Genomic DNA, 21,589 nt, shown 5'->3' on the forward strand with positions numbered 1-21,589 from the left:
TATAAAAAATGGTACTCTTATATATAAATAATGTCTACAATAATTGGGTTGGTGTCTACTTTTAGATTACCACTTCAAAACCTACTAGAAGGGAAGTTAATATATGTTTCGTGGGTTATTTTGAAGAAAAAGTGTTGCAAATGTGCTGATAAAATAGCTTAGATAGCGAAAAAGACCCACTAAAATATATAGAAAAGTTGTATGAGTGGGTCTTTATGCTATTCAACAGAAACATCAGCTGTAATAAAAACCTACTCAATTAAGAATTCATAGTTGGTTAGTAGGTATTCCAAATAATTCATGCTAACTAAGTTGTTATCCATTATCAGTGCAGATTAATAGCGAAGTATACTCTGGCAGGTTATCCGCAAAGTCTACCTACGCAGCCTTGCAACAGCGGCTTTCAGTGCATCTATTGTATAGTCAGCATCTTCCTTGGTTAAATCCTTATCTATGCTTAATCTTAAAGCACCTTTAGTTTCACCTTTGCTTCGTCCGATAGCAAGAAGCACATGTGAAGGGTCGATTGAGCCTGCAGCACATGCTGAACCGCTGGATGCACATATACCGTTCATATCAAGCATAATAAGTAAAGAATCACCCGAAACATCTTTAAAGCAGAAATGCATATTAGACGGAAGACGCTTCAGGCTGCACATGGGCAAACCTACCGAAACAGCATTGACATCGGCATTAGCATCAATACAAGGTCCATCAAAAGTAACGTCAGGAATCTCACCAAGAATTCTGTCAACAATATAATTACGCATATTAATAATTGTATGTGTATCTTTATCAAGTGTACCTAAGGCAAGCTTTACAGCCTGACCCATGCCGACAATGCCTGGAACATTGCTTGTTCCAGCGCGTCTTGCACGCTCTTGTGCCCCGCCATGGATGAAAGGCTCTAACTTAGCGGTATTCTTCATGTACATGAAACCGACGCCTTTAGGACCGTGGAACTTGTGTGCGCTTGCACTTAACAGGTCAATATTCATCTCTGTGACATTAATTGGGACATGACACATAGCCTGAACTGCATCAGTGTGAAAAAGAATGCCATGCTTATGTGCAATCTCACCTATTTCTCGGACAGGTTCAATTGTTCCGATTTCATTGTTGGCAAACATAACACTTATAAGAATTGTTTTGTCAGTGATGGCATTCTCGACATCTTCTAATGAAACAAATCCCTCGCTGTCAACATCAAGGTAAGTTACCTCGAATCCGTTCTTTTCAAGATATGCACATGTATTAAGAATTGCATGATGCTCTATCTTAGTTGTTATTATGTGGTTTCCTTTATCTCTAAGGCCGAATGCAGCAGACTTTAAAGCCCAGTTATCAGACTCGCTTCCACCGCCTGTAAAATATATTTCATTGCTTTTTGCAGCTCCAATACTGTCAGCTATAATTTCCCTTGCATCTTCAATAGCCATCTTGCTTTTCTGGGCAAAATTATATACAGAAGAAGGATTGCCGTAATATTCAGTAAAGAATGGAAGCATTGCAGACACAACCTCTGGTGCGGTTGATGTAGTTGCTGCGTTATCCATATATATAAGTTTTTCCATAATATTGTCCTTATTAATTAAAAAATAATTAAATAATAGTTCCACCGCCAAGTACATTGTCCCCGTCATATAATACAAGCGCCTGACCTGGTGTTACGGCACGAACAGGCTCGTCAAATGTACATTCAAGAGTATTTTCATCAAACATTCTTATAGTACACATAGCACCCTCATGGCTGTAACGGATTTTACCTTTGGCATGCATTTCACCTTCAAGTGAAGGTATCGACATGAAATTAAGGTTGTTGGCGTAAAGCTTAGGTGAGAACACATCTGAATTATCACCGATTACAACCTCGTTGGTTTCAGGTCGTATAGCAACAACAAATGCCGGCTTTCCAAGAGCAAGTCCAAGACCTTTTCTCTGACCAACTGTGTAGTGTATGATACCTTGATGTCTTCCAATTACATTGCCATTGACGTCAATGAAATTACCGGGAACAGAAGTATAGCCTGTTTCACGTGTTATAAAGCCTGCATAGTCATTATCAGGAATAAAGCATATTTCCATACTGTCAGGCTTCTTGGCAACAGTGATACCAATCTTAGATGCAATTTCACGGACCTGATCCTTAGTATAGTCACCAATAGGAAGAAGTGTGTGTGATAACTGATCCTGTGTAAGATTATAAAGGGCGTAGGTCTGGTCTTTCCTGGCAGTTACTGAATTGCATATAGTGTATCTGCCATTAGGAAGCTGGTGGATTCTTGCATAGTGTCCTGTTGCAATGTAATCTGCTCCTATTTCAAGACTTCTCTTAAGAAGAGATTCCCACTTTACATAACGGTTGCAGGCAATACATGGATTAGGTGTACGGCCTTTTTTATATTCATCAACAAAATAGTCGATTACATTACATTTGAACTCATTCTTAAAATTCATTACATAATATGGGATGTCAAGCTGACCTGCAACACGTCTTGCATCATCAACAGCACTGATACCGCAGCAGCCGTTCTCAGCGGCTTCTGTTGCATCGTCCTGCCATATCTGCATAGTCACACCTATTACATCATAGCCCTGTTCCTTTAATAGATAAGCGGCAACAGAGGAATCAACGCCCCCTGACATGCCGACAACAACTTTTTTCTTCATTACTAATCCTCAATCATTTCTTATATCTCTTATTTCGTCTGCAAATGCGCAGATTTCGTTCCAATGCTTCTTAGAATCCTCATCATATACAGCACATATCTTAAATCCACCCTGTCTGGCAGATTCAATGCCGTGAAGAACATCTTCATATACCCATGTATCTTCCGGTTTAAAATGCATTTTTTCAGCGATAAGCTTGTAGCTTTCCGGATTCTTTTTATTATATGGAATGTCATATACTGTAAAAATGTTGTTAAAACAGTCAGTTATTCCAAGACGGTTAAGTGCAGCGTCAACACAGCCTCTGTCAGAGCTTGTAAATATGCACATGTCAGATCCAGCTTCATGCTCACGTCTGATTAATTCAAGCATTCCATCTTTAGCCGGAATATCTGTGCTGTAGTGTCTTGTCATAATATCCACAGCAGTCTGCCTCATAGTTGTTGCATCAGTGTTTATGCCTAATTCATCACGGAAATAAGCAGAACATTCATCAAGGTCCATTACATAAGTACGCTCGTCAAAGTCATCAGGTAACTTATCAACATACTGCATGGCGTATTCCTTGGAAACATTTCTCCAGTAGGGCATAGAATCAAGAATAGTTCCGTCCATGTCAAATATGAAATCCCTGTGATAATTAAATACACGGCCAGTCTTTAAGTAAAGCTCTTTCGTAGCAAGTCCAGGATCATCAGCGGCAAATATAGCTGAAACAACAGCAATCCCGTCAACACCAGTGCCTGCAAGCTCACCGCAGTTGTCGTAATCAATACCGCCGATTGCAACGACAGGGATATTAACTGAACCTGCAACCTCAATCAGTCGCTCACGAGGCATGTATACAGCATCCTTTTTGGTACTTGAGCCAAATACAGCACCGGTTCCGATATAATCTGCACCAAGTCTTTCGGCTTCTTTCGCTTGTTCTACTGTCTTGGCGGTCATGCCGATAATCTTATTATCTCCAAGAATACTTCTTGCAGTCATATAGTCAGTGTCACTCTGTCCGATATGTACTCCGTCAGCGTCAGCTTCAAGTGCCGCCTGCACATCATCATCAATAACGAATGGTATTCCATATTTTCGTGCAATTGGCTTAATTGCTTTTGCTTTTGCAACAATTTCTTCATGTGTTGCATTCTTTTCTCTTAATTGTAAAAATGTTGCTCCATTTTTTAATACATTTTCAACAACATCAATGAGACTGGCTCCGTTAAGCCAGCTTGTATCTGTGATTGCGTATAGACGCAGCTGTTCTTTTCTAATCATAATTAATTCTCCTGAATGAAATTCAATATGTATAATAACACATCTGCCTGTACCTTTGGCATACATTTTTTGACACATTTTAAAAATTTCTATAAAATATCTTGAAAAATGTTGTAACGAAAATCCATTTCGTGCGTCTAACCTATGTAAGACGGAAGGAGGTGACCAGTTCTGAATTACGAAAAATTGTACAATTCCTATTATATGCAGGTGTATTCTTATGTGGTTACTATAGTAAAGAATCAGTCTCTTGCTGAAGAAATCACACAAAATACTTTTTACAAAGCCATGACTGCCAAACGTCCGTATGAGGGCAAGGCGGGTGAGCTCACATGGCTTTGCAGTATTGCTAAGAATCTCGCAATTGATGAATGCAGGAAAAATAAGAAGTTTTCTGAGCTTGATGAGACTTTACCGCAGCAGACGGCTGATCTGGCGGATAAAGTTTCAGATACAGATTCTGCTTTGCAGATTCATATGGTTCTTCATGAACTACCGGAGCCGTATAAAGAGGTATTTCAGTTGAGAGTTTTTGGAGAACTCACATTTGCACAGATTGGAATGGTATTTGGAAAAACTGAGAACTGGGCCAGAGTAACTTATCATAGGGCCAGACTGAAAATAAAAGAAAGGATTGATTAGATATGAGTAATAAAGAATGTGAAATCGTGCAGGACTTACTGCCCCTTTATTATGACAAAGCCTGCAGTGAGGCAAGCTGCAGCTTTGTTGAAAAGCATATGGCAGGCTGTAGTGACTGCCAGAAGATATATAATGAATTACAGGAAAACAACGTTGATGAAGTGCTTGCAAAGGAATCAAAAGGAGTACTTGAAAGACATGCAAAAAAAGAGCGTAATGCAGCATACAAGGCAGGAGTTGTGATTGCCGCAATACTTCTACTGCCAATTGTCATTACATTTATAGTACAGCTTGCAACTGGTATGGGTTTAGGCGTATTTTCGGTTGTTACTGCTTCTATGATGCTTGTTGCAGCACTTACGGTAGTTCCGCTTATGTCTACGAATAATCGTCTGTTAAAATGTATTCTTGCAGGCGTTGCATCACTTATGCTTATATTGTTTTTCGTTGACCGGATGAATGGCGGAGGAAACTTCCTTTTTTGGGCTATACCTACAGTATTTGGTATATCAATAGTGCTGTTTCCGATAGTGATATGTCTTGTGTCACTTCCACCGGTACTTAGTGACAAGAAAGCACTTATAACAATGACATGGGATACATTGTGGCTATTCCTTACAATGTTTATAGTGTATTATCATTCTGGTTTTACAGGTATGAAAGACGGATATACAGTAGCTGTTGTACTTATGCTTGGTGTATGGCTTGTATTTCTTGTGATCAGATATCTTCCTGTCCATGGACTGATGAGAGCCGGAATTAGTACGATAATATCTGTATTATGGGTTGTTTTTGCCGATGATTTTCTTGAGTTTATTCTCTACAAAAGGAAGGTGCTTACAATAAGTCATATGAATCTGTCTGATTGGAGCACGGCTCTTAGTATTAATGGAAATATATTTTTTATTACTTTAGTGTCTGGCTGTGCAATAGGCTTGGTACTTATAGGTATTGGTGCGTTGCTTATGAGAAAGAAAAATGTTCAGAAGATGAGATAATAATAATCCCCTCACAAGGCTGATGCTTTGTGAGGGGATTATAACTATCTTATACTTTTAATATATGCCCTATAATTCTTAACAAGCAATGGCACTTCCGCAATAAGCATGCCAATCCAGCCAGCAAGATAAGAGAAAGGAAGTGCTTCTATTCCCATGCCTAACGCAAATACAAGTGGAATTGCGGCAAGCACGCGGACACCCATATTGATAAAGCTTGAAAGCAGTGTAATCTTTAAGTCGCCGATTCCTCTGAAATATCCCTGAATACCATTAGTGATGGCAGGAAGTATGTACATTATAGAGATAAGCTTAAGGTAGATTACACCGTGTCTTATAACCTCAGTATCCGAAGTGAACAGTTTCATAAGTGGTCTTGCAAATACAAAACATACAAAGAATATGAAGATTCCATATATTATCTCAAGAATAATACCGGCTTTAAAGCCTTTGATTACTCTGTCGTCTCTTCTGGCACCTTTGTTCTGTGCCATCATAGCTGTCATTCCGTGTGCAATATTCTGCTCGGGTGTATATGCATAGTCATCAATTCTGTTTACTACTGCAAATGCGGCTGAAACCGAAACGCCCATAGTGTTAATAATAGCCTGTATTCCTATTTTACCAAGTTGTACAGTAGCCTGCTGCATAGCAGATGCCCAGCCGTAGCTTATAGTTTTCTTAAGCAGTGAGTGGTCAAATACAAGCCACTTCTTGCCAAGACACAGAATCGGTACTTTGAATTTAATATATATCATGCAGAATACACAGCAGAGAGCCTCGCTCACTACAGTTGCAACTGCACATCCATTGCTGCCGGCTTTCAGGACAACAACAAAGAAAAGGTCACCAAATACATTTAAAACTGCACTTATGATAAGAAAATACAGTGGTGTTGCACTATCTCCCAATGCCCTTAAAGTGCTTGAGAAAAAGTTATAAAGGAATGTGAAGATGAGTCCTAACATGATTATTCTTAAGTACTGGGTTGTAAGTGTCATAATTGATCTGTCAACCTGAACAAGCATAAGAATAGGTCTTGTAAATACTATTGCAATCAGTGTAAGTGCAAGTGAGAATATCATACCTGATATCATAGTTGTACTTATCTGGCGGGAAAGTGTGTCCATTTTCTTACCGCCGAAATAATTACCCATAAGAATACTTGCACCCATACATAATCCGTTAAGGAAAAGAATAATGAGTGTAGTTATTGGATTGCATATTCCAACAGCAGCCAGTGCTTCTTTTCCAACAAATCTTCCGACAATAATAGAGTCAACCGCATTATAAGTAAGCTGAAATATATTTCCTAGTATAAGTGGAATTGTGAATTTAATTAACATAGGCATAATTCTGCCCTGAGTTAAATCTTTTGCCATAATTGATGAAACCTCTTGTGTGAATTTCGTAAATGATACTGTCCAAGTGCTTGATTTTAATGCTTATTTTTAAATATGTCAAGAAATATATTATTTACAATTACAAGCCGCAAATTAAGATAAAAAATTAATAACCTGTAATAACAGTACTTAGTCTGCACTTACGTTCATAATCAAGAGATGTCTCTTGTCTGTGACCGGGGTATATTTTATAATCGCCAATTAAAGTGTTCATCATTTTTTCTATTGATGAAATAAGTAATTTCTCATTTCCACCAGGTAAAGAAGTTTTACCATGTTTTTCAAACATAATGGTGTCACCAGAGAAAATATTATCATTAACAATGATTGCCATTGAACCGTCTGTATGTCCTGGCATACCTAAGAAAGAAAATGATAACTCATCAAGATTAATTATATCGTCCTCACAAATTAATATATCGGCTTTTACAGCTTTATAAGGTATTTTAACATAAGGTCTTTCATTAATGAGTTCTTCGTCTTCAAGTCGTCCGGCATCAATTTTAGATATAATAACAGGTACATTAAAATATTCTTTCACTTCTTTTAATGCTAAAATATGATCTGTATGACCATGTGTTATAAAAATGTATTTAAGACATAATCCATTTTCTTCAATTGTTTTAATAATTTCAGCAGCATTATCTGCTGGGTCAATCAGAATTGCATTTTTCTTATTCGAAGAAACAATATATACATTTGTGCTGCATGCACCCAATACTAGTTTTGTAATATTCATAATTCTTTACACACCCCATTTTTATGAGAATATATTTATATTGATTATATCAATTCTGTGTATATATAAATACTAAAAAAACACATGATGATATTTAAATCACATATTTTTATTCAAGAATTTCCTGTTGAAACTTTGAATATCAAAATACCCTTGACAATTATTTAATTAAATGATAACATTCAACAAGAAACTTTGAATATCAAAATATATCAAAATCTTTAAAGGAGAATGATTATGTTAAGAATTATTGCTGACAGCACATGTGATATATCAAAAGAAGATGCAAGAAAAATGGGGATTCAGATTGTTCCTATATCTGTAAGGTTTGGGAATGAAGAATTCTTAGATGGAGTTGAGATAACACACGAGGAATTCTATACAAGACTTGCTGAATGTGATGAATTACCTAAGACTTCACAGCCAAGCCCTGATACATTCATGAAAGTATTTAATGAAGCTGTTGCTGCCGGGGATGATGTACTTGGAATATTCATATCTTCTGATTTATCAGGAACATATCAGAGTGCCTGCCTTGCTGCTTTAGATGTTGAAGAAGAAACAGGAAAGAAACTATACATGGTAGATTCAAGAAGTGCTTCGATTGGAACAGCCCTCCTAATCAGAGAGGCAGTAAAGTTAAGAGATGCTGGTGTAAATGCGGCTGATATCGCTGCTGCATGTACAGGGATGTCAAAATACATCAAGCTTACAGCAGTTGTCGGTTCACTTAAATATCTTAAAATGGGTGGCAGACTTTCAGGAGCTGCTGCATTTGCAGGAACAATGCTTCATATAACACCGGTTGTAAGTATTGAAGATGGAAAAGTTGTTGTGATTGGAAAAACAAGAGGAAAAAAAGCAGCTGAAAAACTTATGCATGATAAGCTCACCAAAGACGGATTAAGTCTTACAAGAGATTTCATGTTTGGTCATATCAACTGCTCTGAATCCTTAGAAACATTTATTAATAAGAGTCTTACTTACATATCTGATGTTAATGGAAATGTTGGTGTAAGCTCTATTGGCTGTTCTGTTGGAACTCATGTAGGTCCAGGAACATATGGAATTGCTTATGTAGAAGCCGCTGAATCAGGAATGAATCGTGAAAGCATCGTAAAGACGGCCTGATTCTTATAGCGTCGCTGTTCTGATGGAACGAATCTGTCAGAATTAACAAGCTCATCAAATTCCTTATACGGAACATACATGTAGTCCATGGTTTCTCCTTCCTGAAGGGTAACATGGACTTCTTTTTCTATTAAATTAAGGTAACTGTGATATATGGCATGCTTAGGCTTATCCACATAGCTGTAGAGTACAATGAGGTCTTCAGTAGAAATCTTAATGCCTGTCTCTTCATATAACTCACGAACCGCACCTTCAGCCGCTGTTTCACCTTTAAGTATAGAACCACCTGTAACTTCCCACTTAAGAGGGTATGTTTTATTTCGTGAACGTTCTGTCGTAAGAAGCTTACCATCCTTAGTCATAGTATAGACATTGACAATGACATGATATACCCCATCAGGTAAAGATTTTGCCTGGCTTCTTTTTAAATCGAAACCTAACAGCTTTTCATTCTCATCATAGGCATCCCATAATTCCTCGTCAACTATTTCAACAAAACTGTCGTAATACTGCTCTTCGAAATATATCATTTCTTCAATCTGCTGGATTGTGTAAGATATATTTTCAGGTGCTATTATCCAGACTGTTTCAGGATCATCACGGCGTCTTGCTACAGCAATAAGTTCTCCGATATATTCATCAACGGCAACATCTACACCTAACAGATAAACTCTCTGTTTATCAAGCTCAGAAAATCCGGCTGTTCTTTCGACATCTACATAGCCACAATTAATAGGATAGACCACCGAGGGGTTATCTTCATCAGTGCTACCTAATGGGTGGTCGATTTTCACGGTTACAGTTTCTTCTCTCATTATATCTCCTTGTTAAATGTTTATTAATTTGATATACAAATATGAATATACACCAATTAGAACAAAGGTGCAACCAGTCTTAATATACATTGTCCGAATCTCAGAATTCTCGGCTTATTGATGTACTTGTCGGTTACTTCCTCACTTCTTCTGAAAATGTTGTAGAAATCATTAAGTATGTCAGCAGCAGTTTCCTTGCCATATACATATGCAGCATTTTCAAAGTGAAGGTAAAGACTTCTGAAGTCCATGTTGATTGTGCCTACAACAGATACTTCTCCATCGCTTACCCACTGTTTTGCATGAATGAAGCCCGGTGTGTATTCGTATATTCTTACGCCGTATCTTACGAGATCTGCATAATATGATCTTGTGAGGCTGTAAGTAAGCTTCTTATCAGGAATACCAGGTGTTACAATTCTAACATCAACACCTCTCATTGCTGCCATTGCAAGCTCTCTGGACATCTCTTCTGTAATAAGCAGATATGGTGTTGTAATGTAAAGATAATGCTTGGCACTCTTAATAATATTAAGATAAACATTTTCAGCAACCCTGTTGTTATTAAGTGGACTGTCAGCGTAAGGAACAACATACTGATTATTATTAACAGCCTTGTAGCCATAGTCAGAGGCTTTAATATATTTGACATAATCATCCTGAGGCTCGTCTGTTTTCTTAATAGAGTTCCACATAGAAAGAAACAGCATTGTAAGAGTCTTAACGGCATCGCCGGTCAGTTTAAGACCGGTATCCTTCCACTCCCCATATGGGTGTGTTATGTTAAAGTACTCGTCAGCAAGATTATAACCTCCAGTGAATCCGACCTTACCGTCAATTACGGTAATTTTTCTGTGATCACGGTTATTCATGAACATGTTAAATGCAAGCTTGATTGGATTAAATACACGGCAGTCAATGCCATTTGCACGCATTTCCTTGATGAAATCCTTGTTAAGGAAGAAGATACTTCCTACATCATCATAGAATAAACGGACTTCAACGCCTGCAGCAGCCTTTTTTATAAGAACGTCCTTAATTCTGTCAAAGCTGGAAGCCTCTTCAATAGCGTGATATTCCATAAATATGAACTTCTCAGCTTTTTCAAGTTCTGTAAGCTGTGCTTCAAGGCCTTCCTCACCTATAGAATAAAATTCAATATCTGTATTCTTATATACAGGATATCCTTCATGATCACTAAGATAATGGAACTGGTTATATATATAGATATCCTTATCTTTAACCTCTTTAAGAATGTTTTCATCCTGAGAAAGAGATTTTTTATAGGATTCTTCTATTGAATTGAACCTTTTCTTTACCGCCCTTGTAACAATGGAACGTCCAAAAAGCAGATAAATAAGTATACCAAGTATAGGAAATGCAAGAATTACAATTATCCATGGCATTTTCATGGCTGAATTAGTAGATGTTCCGTATATCTTAAGCACAAGAATAATTGCAATAAATGTGCTTAATAATGAAATCCATGCGTAGTCCCTGTAAAAATATAATAAAAGATAAGCCAGCCACGCAACCTGGATAAGTACAAATATACCTGTAGCCAGAAGCCGTCCAAAACTGTTTTTTACGGCTGTTTTCTTTTCGGTTCTCATATGCTTGCGATTATCCATAATTTTCTTATCTCCTTGTCCTATTAATCAGATTGCCTTTCCAGCAAACTGTGTCATATACAGCTCATAATATCTGCCTTTAGCAGCAAGCAGAGACTCATGCTTACCTGTCTCGACAACTCTTCCATTATCCATAACAACTATGACGTCAGCGTCCTGAATAGTTGACAGTCGGTGTGCAATAATAAGGCTTGTTCTGTTCTTCATAAGATTAGTCATTGCATCCTGAATCTTTTTTTCTGTTCGTGTATCAACACTTGAGGTTGCTTCATCGAGTATAAGAATCTTAGGACTGGCAACAAATGCTCTTGCAATTGATAGTAACTGGCGTTGTCCCTGTGACAGATTCTGTCCATCTTTGGCAAGCATGGAATCATATCCGTCAGGAAGATGCATAATCATATTATGGCAGTTAGCCTTCTTTGCAGCAGCAATGATTTCAGTATCCGTTGCATCCTGTCTTGAATATAGAAGATTATTCTTTACAGTGTCGGCAAAAAGAACAGTATCCTGTAAAACAATTGCAGTATTCTTCCTAAGATTCTCACAGTCGATATCTTTAATATTAACACCATCAATGGTTATACTGCCGTTGTCAATATCGTAGAATCTCATAAGAAGATTGACAACAGTAGTCTTGCCGCTTCCGGTGCTTCCTACAAGTGCAACCTTCTGTCCTGCTTTAACCTTAAGGTTGAAATCATGTAATACTTGTTTCCCCGGAATATAAGAGAAATCAACATGGTTAAATTCAATGTTGCCGGTAGAATTATCCATTGTAAATTCACCTGATTTGTCCTCGGAAGGTTCATCAAGAACAGCAAATACTCGCTCAGCACCGGCTATTGCAGTCTGAATCTGACCCCATATATTGGCAAGCTCGTCAATAGGTCTGCCAAACTGCTTGGCATATACGATAAATGCTGATATTACACCGATAGATACATATCCTTTAATTGCAAAATATCCTCCGGCTGCGGCAATAATGACAAAGCCGATATTGTTAATGACATTCATAACAGGTCCCATAGAACCACCAAGAATCTCAGCTTTAATACCAACCTTAGTCAGTTCGTCGGAAGTTTTATCAAAATCACTGCATACATTTTCCTGTCTGTCAAATGCTGTAACAGTCTTGATACCAGTGGCCATCTCCTCAACAGTTCCATTAAGCTGGCCTAAAAGAACCTGTCGTCTGGAATAGAATTTTCTCATAGCTTTAGACAAATTCTTAGTTGCAAATATAGTAAGAATTATTGTTGTGCAGGAACATAATGCAAGCTGTGGGGATAAAGCAACCATCATAATGACAGTTCCAATAATAGTGAGAACACCTGAGAATAACGAACTCATGGACTGTGATACAGTGTTGGAGATATTCTCAACATCATTAGTCATCCGGCTCATAATGTCGCCATGTGAATGCTGGTCAAGATACTTGACAGACATGCCGACAATCTTATCAAAAAGATCCTGTCTCATATGCTTTACAATTCTCTGGCTTAATATGGCACTTAGTCTTGTCTGTATAAATGTACATATACTGTATATTATGTATACCACCAACATGAAGATAAGTATATGGTTTAAATTATTAAATTTTCTTAAAGAAATATAATCAATTGCCTGACTCTGAAGCTTTGGAGCATAGACAGAGCATACAACCATTACAACTACAGCGATGAAAAGAGCGATAATCACAGGTATTTCTTTAGCAAAATACTGCATAAGGCGCATAAATGTTTCCTTGCCGTTGACAGGCTTTTCGACAGCTGCCCCCCTGTTTCTAGGTCCTCCCTTCATGCCGGGAATTTTCATATTAACTTGTGAAGTATTCTTATCCTCAGCCATAATATTTCTATCTCCTTGATTAGATTCTAACTTACATTTTGTAAAGCCTACTTCTTATTCAACTGCGAATTATATATATCCTGATATATAGCACTGTTTTTCAGCAGCTCCTCATGAGTACCGACAGCACTTATATGTCCGTCATCAAGAATTACAATTCTGTCAGCATCTTTAACAGAGGCAATTCGCTGTGCAATAATAATCTTAGTAGTGTCCGGATATGCATTTTTAAGCATTGAATACAGATTAGCTTCTGTCTTTAAGTCAAGTGCACTTGTTGCATCATCAAATATAATAATCTCTGCCTGTTTAAGAATTGTACGGCTTATGGCAACTCTCTGCTTCTGACCGCCGGAAAGACTCGTTCCCTGTTGTGTTACAAGAGTGTCAAATCCATCTGCTGAAGTACTGATAAATTCTATAGCCTGTGCGATAGAAGCTGCATTTGCAATGTCATTGTCAGTTGCGTTTTCACGGCCCCACTGGATGTTCTCTTTAATAGTGCTCTGGAATATTTCACTTTTCTGCAGAGCGACAGATATACGCTCACGCAGATTCTTAAGGTTATATTCCCTTACATCAATATCATCAACAAGCACGCTTCCTTCGCATACATCATAGAATCTTGGAATCAGGTTAATAAGACTTGTTTTACCACAGCCGGTTTCACCAAGAATACCGATAGTTTCGCTGGGATTGATAACAAGATTAATATTATCAAGAATCTTCTTATCGCCAGTTAATGGATATGCAAATGTTACATTTTTAAATTCAATCTTACCCTTAACTGAAGGTTTTCCGTCAAATGAACCGTTTTTGATAGAAGGCTCGCAGGCAAGCACCTCATTAATTCGTCTGCCTGAAGCAATACCTCTTGAAGCAGTCTGGAACATATTAGTCATTCTCATAACCGCATTAAGTGACTGCGTGACATATGTAATTGCTGCCATGACATTACCTGGTGTAACAGAACCGCTGGAAACCTGAATACCACCGACCTTGATAACTGCAACTACAGACAGGTTGAGAATAATATTCATAATTGGCTGCATATATGAGAAAATCATCAGCACATTAAGCTGAGTATTTACAAGGTCGTCATTGGATTTTCCGAACCGCTCTTTTTCGTAATCTTCTTTAACATATGCTTTGACAACACGGAAGCCTGATACATTTTCCTGCATCACATTATTAACATTGTCGAGCTTCTGCTGAAGCCTGGAAAAAAGTGGATTAGCTTTAGAAAGAAAATATATAACACATATAATTACAAGCGGCAGGGCGCACGCGATTACTGCACCAAAGCTTAGGTTAAGGGATAACATGCATATTATGCCGCCAGCAAAAAGCATGAATGTCCTTATAAAACCACGCATGCTCATCTGGATAAAATTCTGTAACTGCGTTATATCGTTGGTAACTCTTGTGATAAGTGAACCTGTAGAGAATTTGTCAGTCTGTTCGAATGAGAATGACATAATCTTTTTGAATGCGTCTTTTCTTAGATCATTACCGAAATTCTGTGATGCAATATTAGAACACACACCACATAAGATACCAGATAATCCGCCAAGAATTACGAATATTATCATCTTGAGTCCTTCGGTAAGTACAAGATTCAGATTCCCAACACCGTTATTTGATAAACCTAAAACACCTTCATCCACGATGGTGCTCATTAAACGAGGCTGAACGAGGTCCGCAAGAACCTCGCCCACCATGAATAAAGGTGCAAGAATGGCAAAAAGCCAGTATTTTTTAAGATATTTCAGCATATAAAACTCCCTGTCTTTAAACTAATTATTCAAAAACCTTCCTTATGCTGTCGTAATGAAGAAATTCTCCCCTGTCAGCGATAACCTTGATTTCGTCTGCTGTAGCAAATCTGAAACCGGCAGTTTCTTCTGTCTGTAAATGTATATCTGCTTCTGTAATATCCATGTTAAACTTATAGATATCAACAAAATAATTATCCTTTTCTTCAGGATTATCTCTTCTGTAAGAAAATTCAAAGCCGCCATCAGCCTGTGATACATCAACACCGGTTTCTTCTAATACTTCACGGCAGACAGCCTGAAAAGATGTCTCTCCAGCCTGGCATGCACCGCCTGAGACTTCCCAGTGCCCCGGTGCCCATGCTTTAGTTAAGACTCTCTGTGTTATTAAAAATGTATTATCAGGTCTTTTGATTATGCCAAGAACAGTCAGGTGATAGTCCCCATCTTTCATGTTCCAGTCATTACGTTTCATAGTACGGCCTGTAAGTTGTTTATCGACATCATAGATATCCCATATCTCGCCCATTATTAATCGTCTCCTGTTAAACTAATTATCTTTATGTTCTTTAAGATATTCAAGTACGCTGTGTACAGCAACATTTCCTTCACCAACAGCCTTGGCATACTGATAAGGTCTGCCTGTACAGTCACCTGCTGCATATACACCATCAATGTTAGTCATCTGAGTTCTGTCAACAATAATATGTCCACCAGCCATATCAAGTCCTGATAATAATACACCCGGATTGATAGAATCCTTTAAGAAGAAAGCTCCGCTTACAGGGATAGCTTCTCCCTTGAAAGTTACTGAAGCAACCTTCTTATCTCCGTCAACACTTGCAGGAAGTCCGTTAAAATGCGTTATGTTATCATATTGTAACGTGGTTTCCTTATAAGGTGTGAAAAGATATATATGATTAGCAAGTCCTGCTAAAAATGTTACTTCATCCTCGAATTTAGGTGATGCACATATAACAGCAATATCCTTATTCTTATATAATGCTCCATCACATGTAGCACAATAACTTACGCCACAACCTAAAAGCCTTGCTTCACCTTCAATCTCTCTTGTTGTTGTCATACCAACAGTCATTATGACAGCTTTGGCTTCATATATCTCATTATCAGCACCGGCTGCAAAATAACCGCCGCAGTCATATATGGAATTAACCTGTGACTCTGTTATAGTAATGCCACAGTCGTCAATCTGCTTTAAGAACACAGACTGCATTTCGCTTCCTGTAACAGCAGGAAGTCCAGGATAATTCATGATTTTCTCGGCTTTCTCTATCTTAGTGCTTAGTGCTCTTGAACCAAACCATATAAAGTTAAGATTTCTTGCTTTAGCAGTGAGTGCAGCAGATATTCCAGCAGGTCCGCTGCCGATTATCATAAGGTCATACATATTACATAGCCTCCTTATTATGTTGACTTATAAACTAGTATTAATTAAAGGAAACGGCTTATACGCTCTTTCATCTGCTCTTCGCCCATGATATGAACGATAGTCCATAAATCAGGTGTATTAGCTCTGCCGGTTACAGCAATTCTTACAACCTCTGCAACGTCTGATACATTACCCTTGAAGTTCTCCGGATTAGCCTTGTAAGCCTTCATATCAGAAGCATAGCCGTTCTTGTCAGCTATTTCCTTAAGCTTGTTAAACCACATGCTGTTATCATCATTATGGTCATAAGCTGCAAGGTAATCATTAAGAATAGCCTTAACCTCGTCATCAACTAATCTGAATTCATCTCTTTCACCAGACTCGCCATCAAAGAAGAAGCTGATAAGTTCAAATATCTGCTTAGCATACATGAAGTCTTTTCTTCTTCTCTTAGCACCAACACCCATGTAAAGTCTTAATATAGCAAGTAACTTCTCTTTGTCAGCAAACCATACCTTTTCCATCTCAGGTTCATTCTCTAATGCCCAGTTGTGAAGGAATTCATATAAATCATCCTCTGATAACTTGGAAAGCTCATTCTTACAGATGTTATGAAGCTTTTCTTTATCAAATAAGGCACCTGAAACACTCATCTTATCTACTGAGAATGGGAATTCATTGATATCCTTGTCAGGGAACTTCTCATGCCATTCCTCAAAGTTAGAGTTAAGGAGTGTAAGAAGATAGACCTTCATTGTATATGGATGATATCCGTCTTTTCTGTAGTAATCAAGTGAAAGCTCCGGATCTTTTCTCTTAGATAACTTTCTCTTTCCACCTGTTTCCTCATCAAACTTCATAAGATGTGCTGTATGTGCGTATTTTGGCATCTTAAAGCCTAATACATGGAATAATTCATAGTGGATAGGAACAGAAGCAAGCCATTCACCGCCACGTACAACTGTAGTAGTTCTCATAAAGTGGTCATCAATTGCGTGTGCAAAATGATATGTTGGAATACCATCTTTCTTAAGAAGAACTACATCATGGATATTCTCTGGAAGCTTAATCTCTCCCTTAATGCTGTCTGTAAATGTGATTTCATTCTCAGGACTTCCCTGTGAACGAAGTCTAAGCACATAAGGCTTTCCTGCCTTAAGATTTTCCTCGATAGTCTCTAAAGAAAGGTCACGGCATACAGCATATTTGCCATAATATCCAGTAAGAACCTTATCAGTCTCCTGCTGTAATCTTACAGCCTCAAGCTCTTCCTCTGTACAGAAGCAAGGGTAAGCAAGACCTTTAAGTACAAGCTCCTTTGCAAATGTATGATAGATATCAACTCTCTGTGTTTGATAATATGGTCCGTATGCATTAACCGGGTCAGAATCCGGGAAGCCTGCACCTTCATCAAATTCAATATCAAAATATCTTAAAGAATTGATTACAAGGTCAACAGCACCTTCAACAGTTCTCTTGGCATCAGTATCTTCAATTCTTAAGTAGAATACACCGCCGTTCTTATGTGCAATTCTCTCATCAGCCAAAGCACTGTAGAGATTGCCAAGATGGATAAAGCCTGTAGGGCTTGGACCTAATCTTGTTACTTCTGCCTTATTAGGAAGTTTTCTATATGGGTATTTCTCCTCATAATAATCAGGTGTCTTATCCACATCAGGGAATAAGAGCTCTGCTAATTTCTTACAATCCTGTTCGTTCATTATTAATCTCCTTATATTGCTAAATAAATCTCATAATATTTTACACATTTTGCAGACGCATTTCAACCTTGAAATTAATCTGTGGTAATTCTGGGATTTTTATTGTATTTAAAATGCATATATGCCTGTCTATAGCTCACAATCTCCGATTTCCTCGCTTAGTATGAGTAAATACCGCTATCTACATAGTTTATTACGGTGTGCGAAGTCAAACGCGCTTCGCTTGAACGAGACTTCACACACCGAACTTTTGTATATAGCGGTATTAACTCATACACAGCTCGTCAATAGTCGCTTGTGAGCTATAGACAGGCATATATGCATATAACTATATTGAAAAAGCCCAAGATTAACATATATTAAGTATATTGCGGAATGCGTATGCTACGCCGTCTTTATCGTGGTGCAGCGTTACGTGGTCGGCTATTTCTTTAAGGTGTGGGGCGGCGTTTTCCATTGCGATTCCGGTTCCGGCGTATTCTATCATGTCTGTGTCGTTGTCTGCGTCACCGAAGGCTGCTACATTTTCACGGGACAGACCTAGGTATTCTGTTAAGAACTTAACACCTGATTTCTTGCCGGCGTCTTTATATGATATCTCAAGGAGCTGGCTTATTGAACTTGTCATGTAGACTTCGTCTGTGGCTTTTCTTATTCTGTCCATTATGTTTTTCTTTAATTCTTCATCACCGACTACTATGTCAATACTGTCTAATTCATGGCAGTGTTCAAGTATGAAGGATACAATGTCGTCTTTAAGAATTCTTGTTTTCTTTACATAGTTAAGTGAGTGTTCTGTAGCACCGTATTTTTCAGGATGTGCAGTATATTCTGTTGAAGCGAAGGCCTGTCCTTTTATAAATGCTTCATATGTCACAATATCATTCTCTGTGAGTTTAAGTATTGTCTTTACTGATTCCGGTGTAAGAACATAGGATTTAAGGCACTCTTTGCCTGCAATACGGTATATGGCAGCACCATTGCTTGTTATTGCATATTCAATTCCGGGAACTGATATGACATCCTCAGGCAGTGTGTCAAATGCACGTCCGCTTGCGATACATACATGTACTCCGTTGCTTATAGCATCAATTAATGCCTGTCTGTTTACTTCTGATAGATGGCTTTCTGAATTAAGAGTTGTCCTGTCTAAATCAAGAGCCACAAGTTTAATATCTGTATTCATAATAATCACCTTGTTTTCGTACTTTTCATAGAATAGCCATTATAAATAAATAAGGCTGTCCCTTTAAGGACAACCTTATATGTATAGTGATGATATGTCAATATTTTAAGCGGATTTTTTATCATCTTTCGATGGCTTAATCTGCCCCTGAACGATTTCGATAATTTCATCAGATAAGAAATTAAGCTCGTCTGCGTCGTGGCAGGCAATTATAATTAAAGCACCTCTTTCCCTGTGCCTGATGAGTATGTCACGAATCTGCTCTGTACCTGTATCATCAAGTGCATTGATTGGTTCATCAAGGATAATGATATCGGGATTCTCCATGATGGCAGCAGCAATTCCAAGTCTCTGTTTCATACCAAGTGAGAACTTATGGAAAGTTCTCTTATCATCAGGATCAAGACCAATCTCGGTAAGAGTCTCGCGTATGCGGTTATCATCAATACGCCTGCGGATAGATGCAAGTGTTTTAAGATTCTCAAATGCAGTGTAATTATTAATAAAAGACGGATTTTCAATTAATAATCCGATACTTGGCGGAAACATAATATCTTTTCCGATAATCTGTCCATTAATATCAACAGTACCCTTAACCTTGATAAGACCTGATATAGCTCTCATAAGCATAGTTTTACCACAGCCGTTCTTTCCCTTGAAACCATATATTTTGCCTGATTCCATGCGCAGATTGATATCTTTAAGGATATCATTGCTCTTAATTTTCTTTGAAACATTTGTAAGCTGAATATACATATTAATCCCCCTTAGATAAAGTCTTTTTTCTTTGAATAAATAATACCGGTTGCAACCAGTAATATATTGATTGCCAGCATTAAGCACAGACCGTACGGCCATCTGTTGTATACATGAGGTATGCGGATAGTCATGAAATAATTATAGAAAAAGAACCATTTCATACTGCATATACTCACAATAAAGAAGAACAGATTAACAACGAATCCGAATACCGCATTGCTGATATAAGCAAGCAGAAGGCTTATGCCCGTCATAGTTACGAGACACACAAAACACAGTATAATAACCAGAGGCATATTGAAATCAAGTTCAAGCTTAGTCTGTAAAAATATTCTTACTGCCTCGGTGCCTGTAATGTTAAGTGACATTGAAAATCTGCTGCCAGTCATAATCAGACCAACAATTGTGTTAGCAGCAAATATACCTGCCATATATATAATTACAGCCAGTAACATAGTGATATATTTGCTGAGCCACCAGCCGGAAGCTGAACCTGAGATAACAAGAATATTCTTTCCGACAGCTTTCTGGTCAGCCGTTATGTAATAAGTTATTATAAATGTGATATACAGCACTATAAGAATCTCAAACAGCGGAATGTCAATCTGCATGCCGGGAGAGAATTCTTTTGCACCTCTGAATACATACAGCAGGGAATCTCCAAGAGAAATACTGCTGATTCTGGAATTCTTAATACATCTGTATACATTTGAAAAATACGATACAGCCTGAAATACGCAATATATATAGAAAACCATATAGAATTTCCAGCACATCGACCAGAAGCGTCTGATATCAGCCTTTAAAATACATAAGAAAGTATTCATTAATTCTTAAGCATGTCCTTTCTATAGAATTTAATTACAGCCCAGCTTATCAGAATCATATCAATCCATATAATAAACGGAGTTATAACATCATCAGCATAATAGATACCGGATATGTACACATCTGACTGATTAAGACACATCTTTCTATAGAAGTTCTCAAAAGGCAGAACAGATACATAAGTAGTAAATATACATGCGTAAGTGATAATAAAATCAGCAACCGGATTTCTTATAAGCCAGTGCAGCGCACAGATTGTAAGAATTGTTATCTGAACACGCAGAATATCAAGCAGGAAGCAGATAAGAATTATTACAAATGTGTTCTCAGTCGTAATATTTCCATTAGGTATAAAATTTCTTGCAACACTGCCCTCTTCCAGCCAGTTACAGTTAATAACTGAAGGATAAGATAATGCACAGCCTGTCAGTACCACTGAATTAATCAGAGGAAATACAATACTTATCCATGCACATTTTTTTACACAGTTAAGCCACAGCTTCGACATTGAAGAATACAGTACAACCCTGAAATCAGACATTTCATATCTGACAATGGATATAATCATGAAAGCTGCAACAACAAGTTCGAGATTGCATAGAAAAATGTTGTTTGGAAAATCATAAAAAAACAAAAAGAAATCCGAAACACAAGGTACTGCGTTATCAAAATATCTGCTTGTGTATGGCAGAGTCCTGATTAATATTGCAATTACAATTGTATATATAATTAATATTTTAATATAATGTTTATGTCGTTCTTTAATCATAGGCAAGCC

19 protein-coding genes are annotated in these 21,589 nt (G+C 37.7%); 3 read left to right on the top strand and 16 right to left on the bottom strand.

Going from position 1 to position 21,589, the window contains the following annotated elements:
* Positions 1-374: 374 nt before the first annotated feature.
* The 3 genes from GKE48_RS05575 to thiE are packed head-to-tail and all read right to left on the bottom strand — an operon-like array spanning position 375 to position 3,942.
* Positions 375-1,574, bottom strand: coding sequence for a cysteine desulfurase family protein (locus tag GKE48_RS05575; RefSeq protein WP_154300618.1), 1,200 nt, complete (start codon positions 1,572-1,574; stop codon positions 375-377).
* Positions 1,575-1,602: 28 nt separating this feature from the next.
* Entirely contained in the window at positions 1,603-2,670 is a 1,068-nt protein-coding gene (gene mnmA / locus GKE48_RS05580; RefSeq protein ID WP_154300619.1) for a tRNA 2-thiouridine(34) synthase MnmA, read from the bottom strand.
* A gap of 9 nt (positions 2,671-2,679) precedes the next feature.
* On the bottom strand, positions 2,680-3,942 hold the full coding sequence (thiE, locus tag GKE48_RS05585) for a thiamine phosphate synthase (protein ID WP_243138450.1): 1,263 nt from the start codon (positions 3,940-3,942) through the stop codon (positions 2,680-2,682).
* 186 nt (positions 3,943-4,128) lie between these two features.
* Between thiE and GKE48_RS05590 the strand changes: the two genes are divergently transcribed.
* Together GKE48_RS05590 and GKE48_RS05595 are read left to right on the top strand one after the other, a co-directional pair.
* The gene (locus GKE48_RS05590) at positions 4,129-4,584 is read left to right on the top strand and encodes an RNA polymerase sigma factor (RefSeq protein ID WP_416388733.1); all 456 of its coding nucleotides are present in this window, start codon (positions 4,129-4,131) and stop codon (positions 4,582-4,584) included.
* A gap of 2 nt (positions 4,585-4,586) precedes the next feature.
* Positions 4,587-5,582 (top strand): zf-HC2 domain-containing protein, encoded by a 996-nt coding sequence (locus tag GKE48_RS05595; protein ID WP_022098735.1) that lies wholly within the window; start codon positions 4,587-4,589, stop codon positions 5,580-5,582.
* A 44-nt stretch (positions 5,583-5,626) separates the two neighbouring features.
* On the opposite strand, the gene GKE48_RS05600 is transcribed toward GKE48_RS05595, so the two are convergent.
* Complete coding sequence (locus GKE48_RS05600; protein ID WP_154300621.1) at positions 5,627-6,964, bottom strand: MATE family efflux transporter; 1,338 nt, start codon at positions 6,962-6,964, stop codon at positions 5,627-5,629.
* Between the two features lie 127 nt (positions 6,965-7,091).
* Positions 7,092-7,724, bottom strand: a complete 633-nt coding sequence (locus tag GKE48_RS05605; RefSeq protein WP_012740638.1) for an MBL fold metallo-hydrolase — start codon at positions 7,722-7,724, stop codon at positions 7,092-7,094.
* Between the two features lie 237 nt (positions 7,725-7,961).
* Here GKE48_RS05605 and GKE48_RS05610 point away from each other — a divergent pair, with 237 nt between their 5' ends.
* On the top strand, positions 7,962-8,855 hold the full coding sequence (locus GKE48_RS05610) for a DegV family protein (RefSeq protein ID WP_243138451.1): 894 nt from the start codon (positions 7,962-7,964) through the stop codon (positions 8,853-8,855).
* On the opposite strand, the gene GKE48_RS05615 is transcribed toward GKE48_RS05610, so the two are convergent.
* The 11 genes from GKE48_RS05615 to GKE48_RS05665 form a co-directional block, all read right to left on the bottom strand.
* Positions 8,798-9,670, bottom strand: coding sequence for an NUDIX hydrolase (locus GKE48_RS05615; protein ID WP_012740636.1), 873 nt, complete (start codon positions 9,668-9,670; stop codon positions 8,798-8,800). The genes GKE48_RS05610 and GKE48_RS05615 overlap by 58 nt on opposite strands.
* 56 nt (positions 9,671-9,726) lie before the next feature.
* Positions 9,727-11,301 (bottom strand): cardiolipin synthase, encoded by a 1,575-nt coding sequence (gene cls, locus GKE48_RS05620; protein ID WP_154300623.1) that lies wholly within the window; start codon positions 11,299-11,301, stop codon positions 9,727-9,729.
* Between the two features lie 27 nt (positions 11,302-11,328).
* Positions 11,329-13,152 (bottom strand): ABC transporter ATP-binding protein, encoded by a 1,824-nt coding sequence (locus tag GKE48_RS05625; RefSeq protein WP_022098741.1) that lies wholly within the window; start codon positions 13,150-13,152, stop codon positions 11,329-11,331.
* A gap of 47 nt (positions 13,153-13,199) precedes the next feature.
* Positions 13,200-14,927 carry an ABC transporter ATP-binding protein gene (locus GKE48_RS05630; protein WP_154300624.1) on the bottom strand — a complete coding sequence of 576 codons (1,728 nt, stop codon included), beginning with the start codon at positions 14,925-14,927 and terminating at the stop codon, positions 13,200-13,202.
* A gap of 25 nt (positions 14,928-14,952) precedes the next feature.
* Complete coding sequence (locus GKE48_RS05635) at positions 14,953-15,456, bottom strand: NUDIX hydrolase (protein WP_022098743.1); 504 nt, start codon at positions 15,454-15,456, stop codon at positions 14,953-14,955.
* Positions 15,457-15,477: 21 nt separating this feature from the next.
* Positions 15,478-16,335, bottom strand: coding sequence for an NAD(P)/FAD-dependent oxidoreductase (locus GKE48_RS05640; RefSeq protein ID WP_012740631.1), 858 nt, complete (start codon positions 16,333-16,335; stop codon positions 15,478-15,480).
* A 44-nt stretch (positions 16,336-16,379) separates the two neighbouring features.
* A complete protein-coding gene (gene gltX / locus GKE48_RS05645) occupies positions 16,380-18,038 on the bottom strand; it encodes a glutamate--tRNA ligase (RefSeq protein WP_012740630.1) in 1,659 nt (552 codons plus the stop codon).
* Positions 18,039-18,387: 349 nt separating this feature from the next.
* Positions 18,388-19,224 carry a Cof-type HAD-IIB family hydrolase gene (locus GKE48_RS05650; RefSeq protein WP_055287539.1) on the bottom strand — a complete coding sequence of 279 codons (837 nt, stop codon included), beginning with the start codon at positions 19,222-19,224 and terminating at the stop codon, positions 18,388-18,390.
* Between the two features lie 105 nt (positions 19,225-19,329).
* The gene (locus tag GKE48_RS05655; RefSeq protein WP_022098746.1) at positions 19,330-19,980 is read right to left on the bottom strand and encodes an ATP-binding cassette domain-containing protein; all 651 of its coding nucleotides are present in this window, start codon (positions 19,978-19,980) and stop codon (positions 19,330-19,332) included.
* An 11-nt stretch (positions 19,981-19,991) separates the two neighbouring features.
* Positions 19,992-20,741, bottom strand: a complete 750-nt coding sequence (locus tag GKE48_RS05660; protein ID WP_154300625.1) for a hypothetical protein — start codon at positions 20,739-20,741, stop codon at positions 19,992-19,994.
* Between the two features lie 68 nt (positions 20,742-20,809).
* Positions 20,810-21,580: a hypothetical protein gene (locus tag GKE48_RS05665; RefSeq protein WP_154300626.1), complete on the bottom strand. Its 771-nt coding sequence runs from the start codon at positions 21,578-21,580 to the stop codon at positions 20,810-20,812.
* Positions 21,581-21,589: the final 9 nt, after the last annotated feature.

It is taken from the genome of Lachnospira eligens, assembly GCF_009680455.1.
GTDB classification, from domain to species: Bacteria; Bacillota; Clostridia; order Lachnospirales; family Lachnospiraceae; genus Lachnospira; species Lachnospira eligens_A.

Excerpts from the sequence above, each read along its gene's own strand:
- GKE48_RS05625 (WP_022098741.1), bottom strand. The coding sequence starts at position 13,152 with ATGGCTGAGGATAAGAATACTTCACAAGTTAATATGAAAATTCCCGGC.
- gltX (WP_012740630.1), bottom strand. The coding sequence starts at position 18,038 with ATGAACGAACAGGATTGTAAGAAATTAGCAGAGCTCTTATTCCCTGAT.
- mnmA (WP_154300619.1), bottom strand. The coding sequence starts at position 2,670 with ATGAAGAAAAAAGTTGTTGTCGGCATGTCAGGGGGCGTTGATTCCTCT.
- GKE48_RS05635 (WP_022098743.1), bottom strand. The coding sequence starts at position 15,456 with ATGGGCGAGATATGGGATATCTATGATGTCGATAAACAACTTACAGGC.
- GKE48_RS05595 (WP_022098735.1), top strand. The coding sequence starts at position 4,587 with ATGAGTAATAAAGAATGTGAAATCGTGCAGGACTTACTGCCCCTTTAT.
- GKE48_RS05650 (WP_055287539.1), bottom strand. The coding sequence starts at position 19,224 with ATGAATACAGATATTAAACTTGTGGCTCTTGATTTAGACAGGACAACT.
- GKE48_RS05605 (WP_012740638.1), bottom strand. The coding sequence starts at position 7,724 with ATGAATATTACAAAACTAGTATTGGGTGCATGCAGCACAAATGTATAT.
- cls (WP_154300623.1), bottom strand. The coding sequence starts at position 11,301 with ATGGATAATCGCAAGCATATGAGAACCGAAAAGAAAACAGCCGTAAAA.
- GKE48_RS05575 (WP_154300618.1), bottom strand. The coding sequence starts at position 1,574 with ATGGAAAAACTTATATATATGGATAACGCAGCAACTACATCAACCGCA.
- GKE48_RS05660 (WP_154300625.1), bottom strand. The coding sequence starts at position 20,741 with ATGGTTTTCTATATATATTGCGTATTTCAGGCTGTATCGTATTTTTCA.
- GKE48_RS05655 (WP_022098746.1), bottom strand. The coding sequence starts at position 19,980 with ATGTATATTCAGCTTACAAATGTTTCAAAGAAAATTAAGAGCAATGAT.
- GKE48_RS05630 (WP_154300624.1), bottom strand. The coding sequence starts at position 14,927 with ATGCTGAAATATCTTAAAAAATACTGGCTTTTTGCCATTCTTGCACCT.
- GKE48_RS05665 (WP_154300626.1), bottom strand. The coding sequence starts at position 21,580 with ATGATTAAAGAACGACATAAACATTATATTAAAATATTAATTATATAT.
- GKE48_RS05640 (WP_012740631.1), bottom strand. The coding sequence starts at position 16,335 with ATGTATGACCTTATGATAATCGGCAGCGGACCTGCTGGAATATCTGCT.
- GKE48_RS05615 (WP_012740636.1), bottom strand. The coding sequence starts at position 9,670 with ATGAGAGAAGAAACTGTAACCGTGAAAATCGACCACCCATTAGGTAGC.
- GKE48_RS05610 (WP_243138451.1), top strand. The coding sequence starts at position 7,962 with ATGTTAAGAATTATTGCTGACAGCACATGTGATATATCAAAAGAAGAT.
- GKE48_RS05600 (WP_154300621.1), bottom strand. The coding sequence starts at position 6,964 with ATGGCAAAAGATTTAACTCAGGGCAGAATTATGCCTATGTTAATTAAA.
- thiE (WP_243138450.1), bottom strand. The coding sequence starts at position 3,942 with ATGATTAGAAAAGAACAGCTGCGTCTATACGCAATCACAGATACAAGC.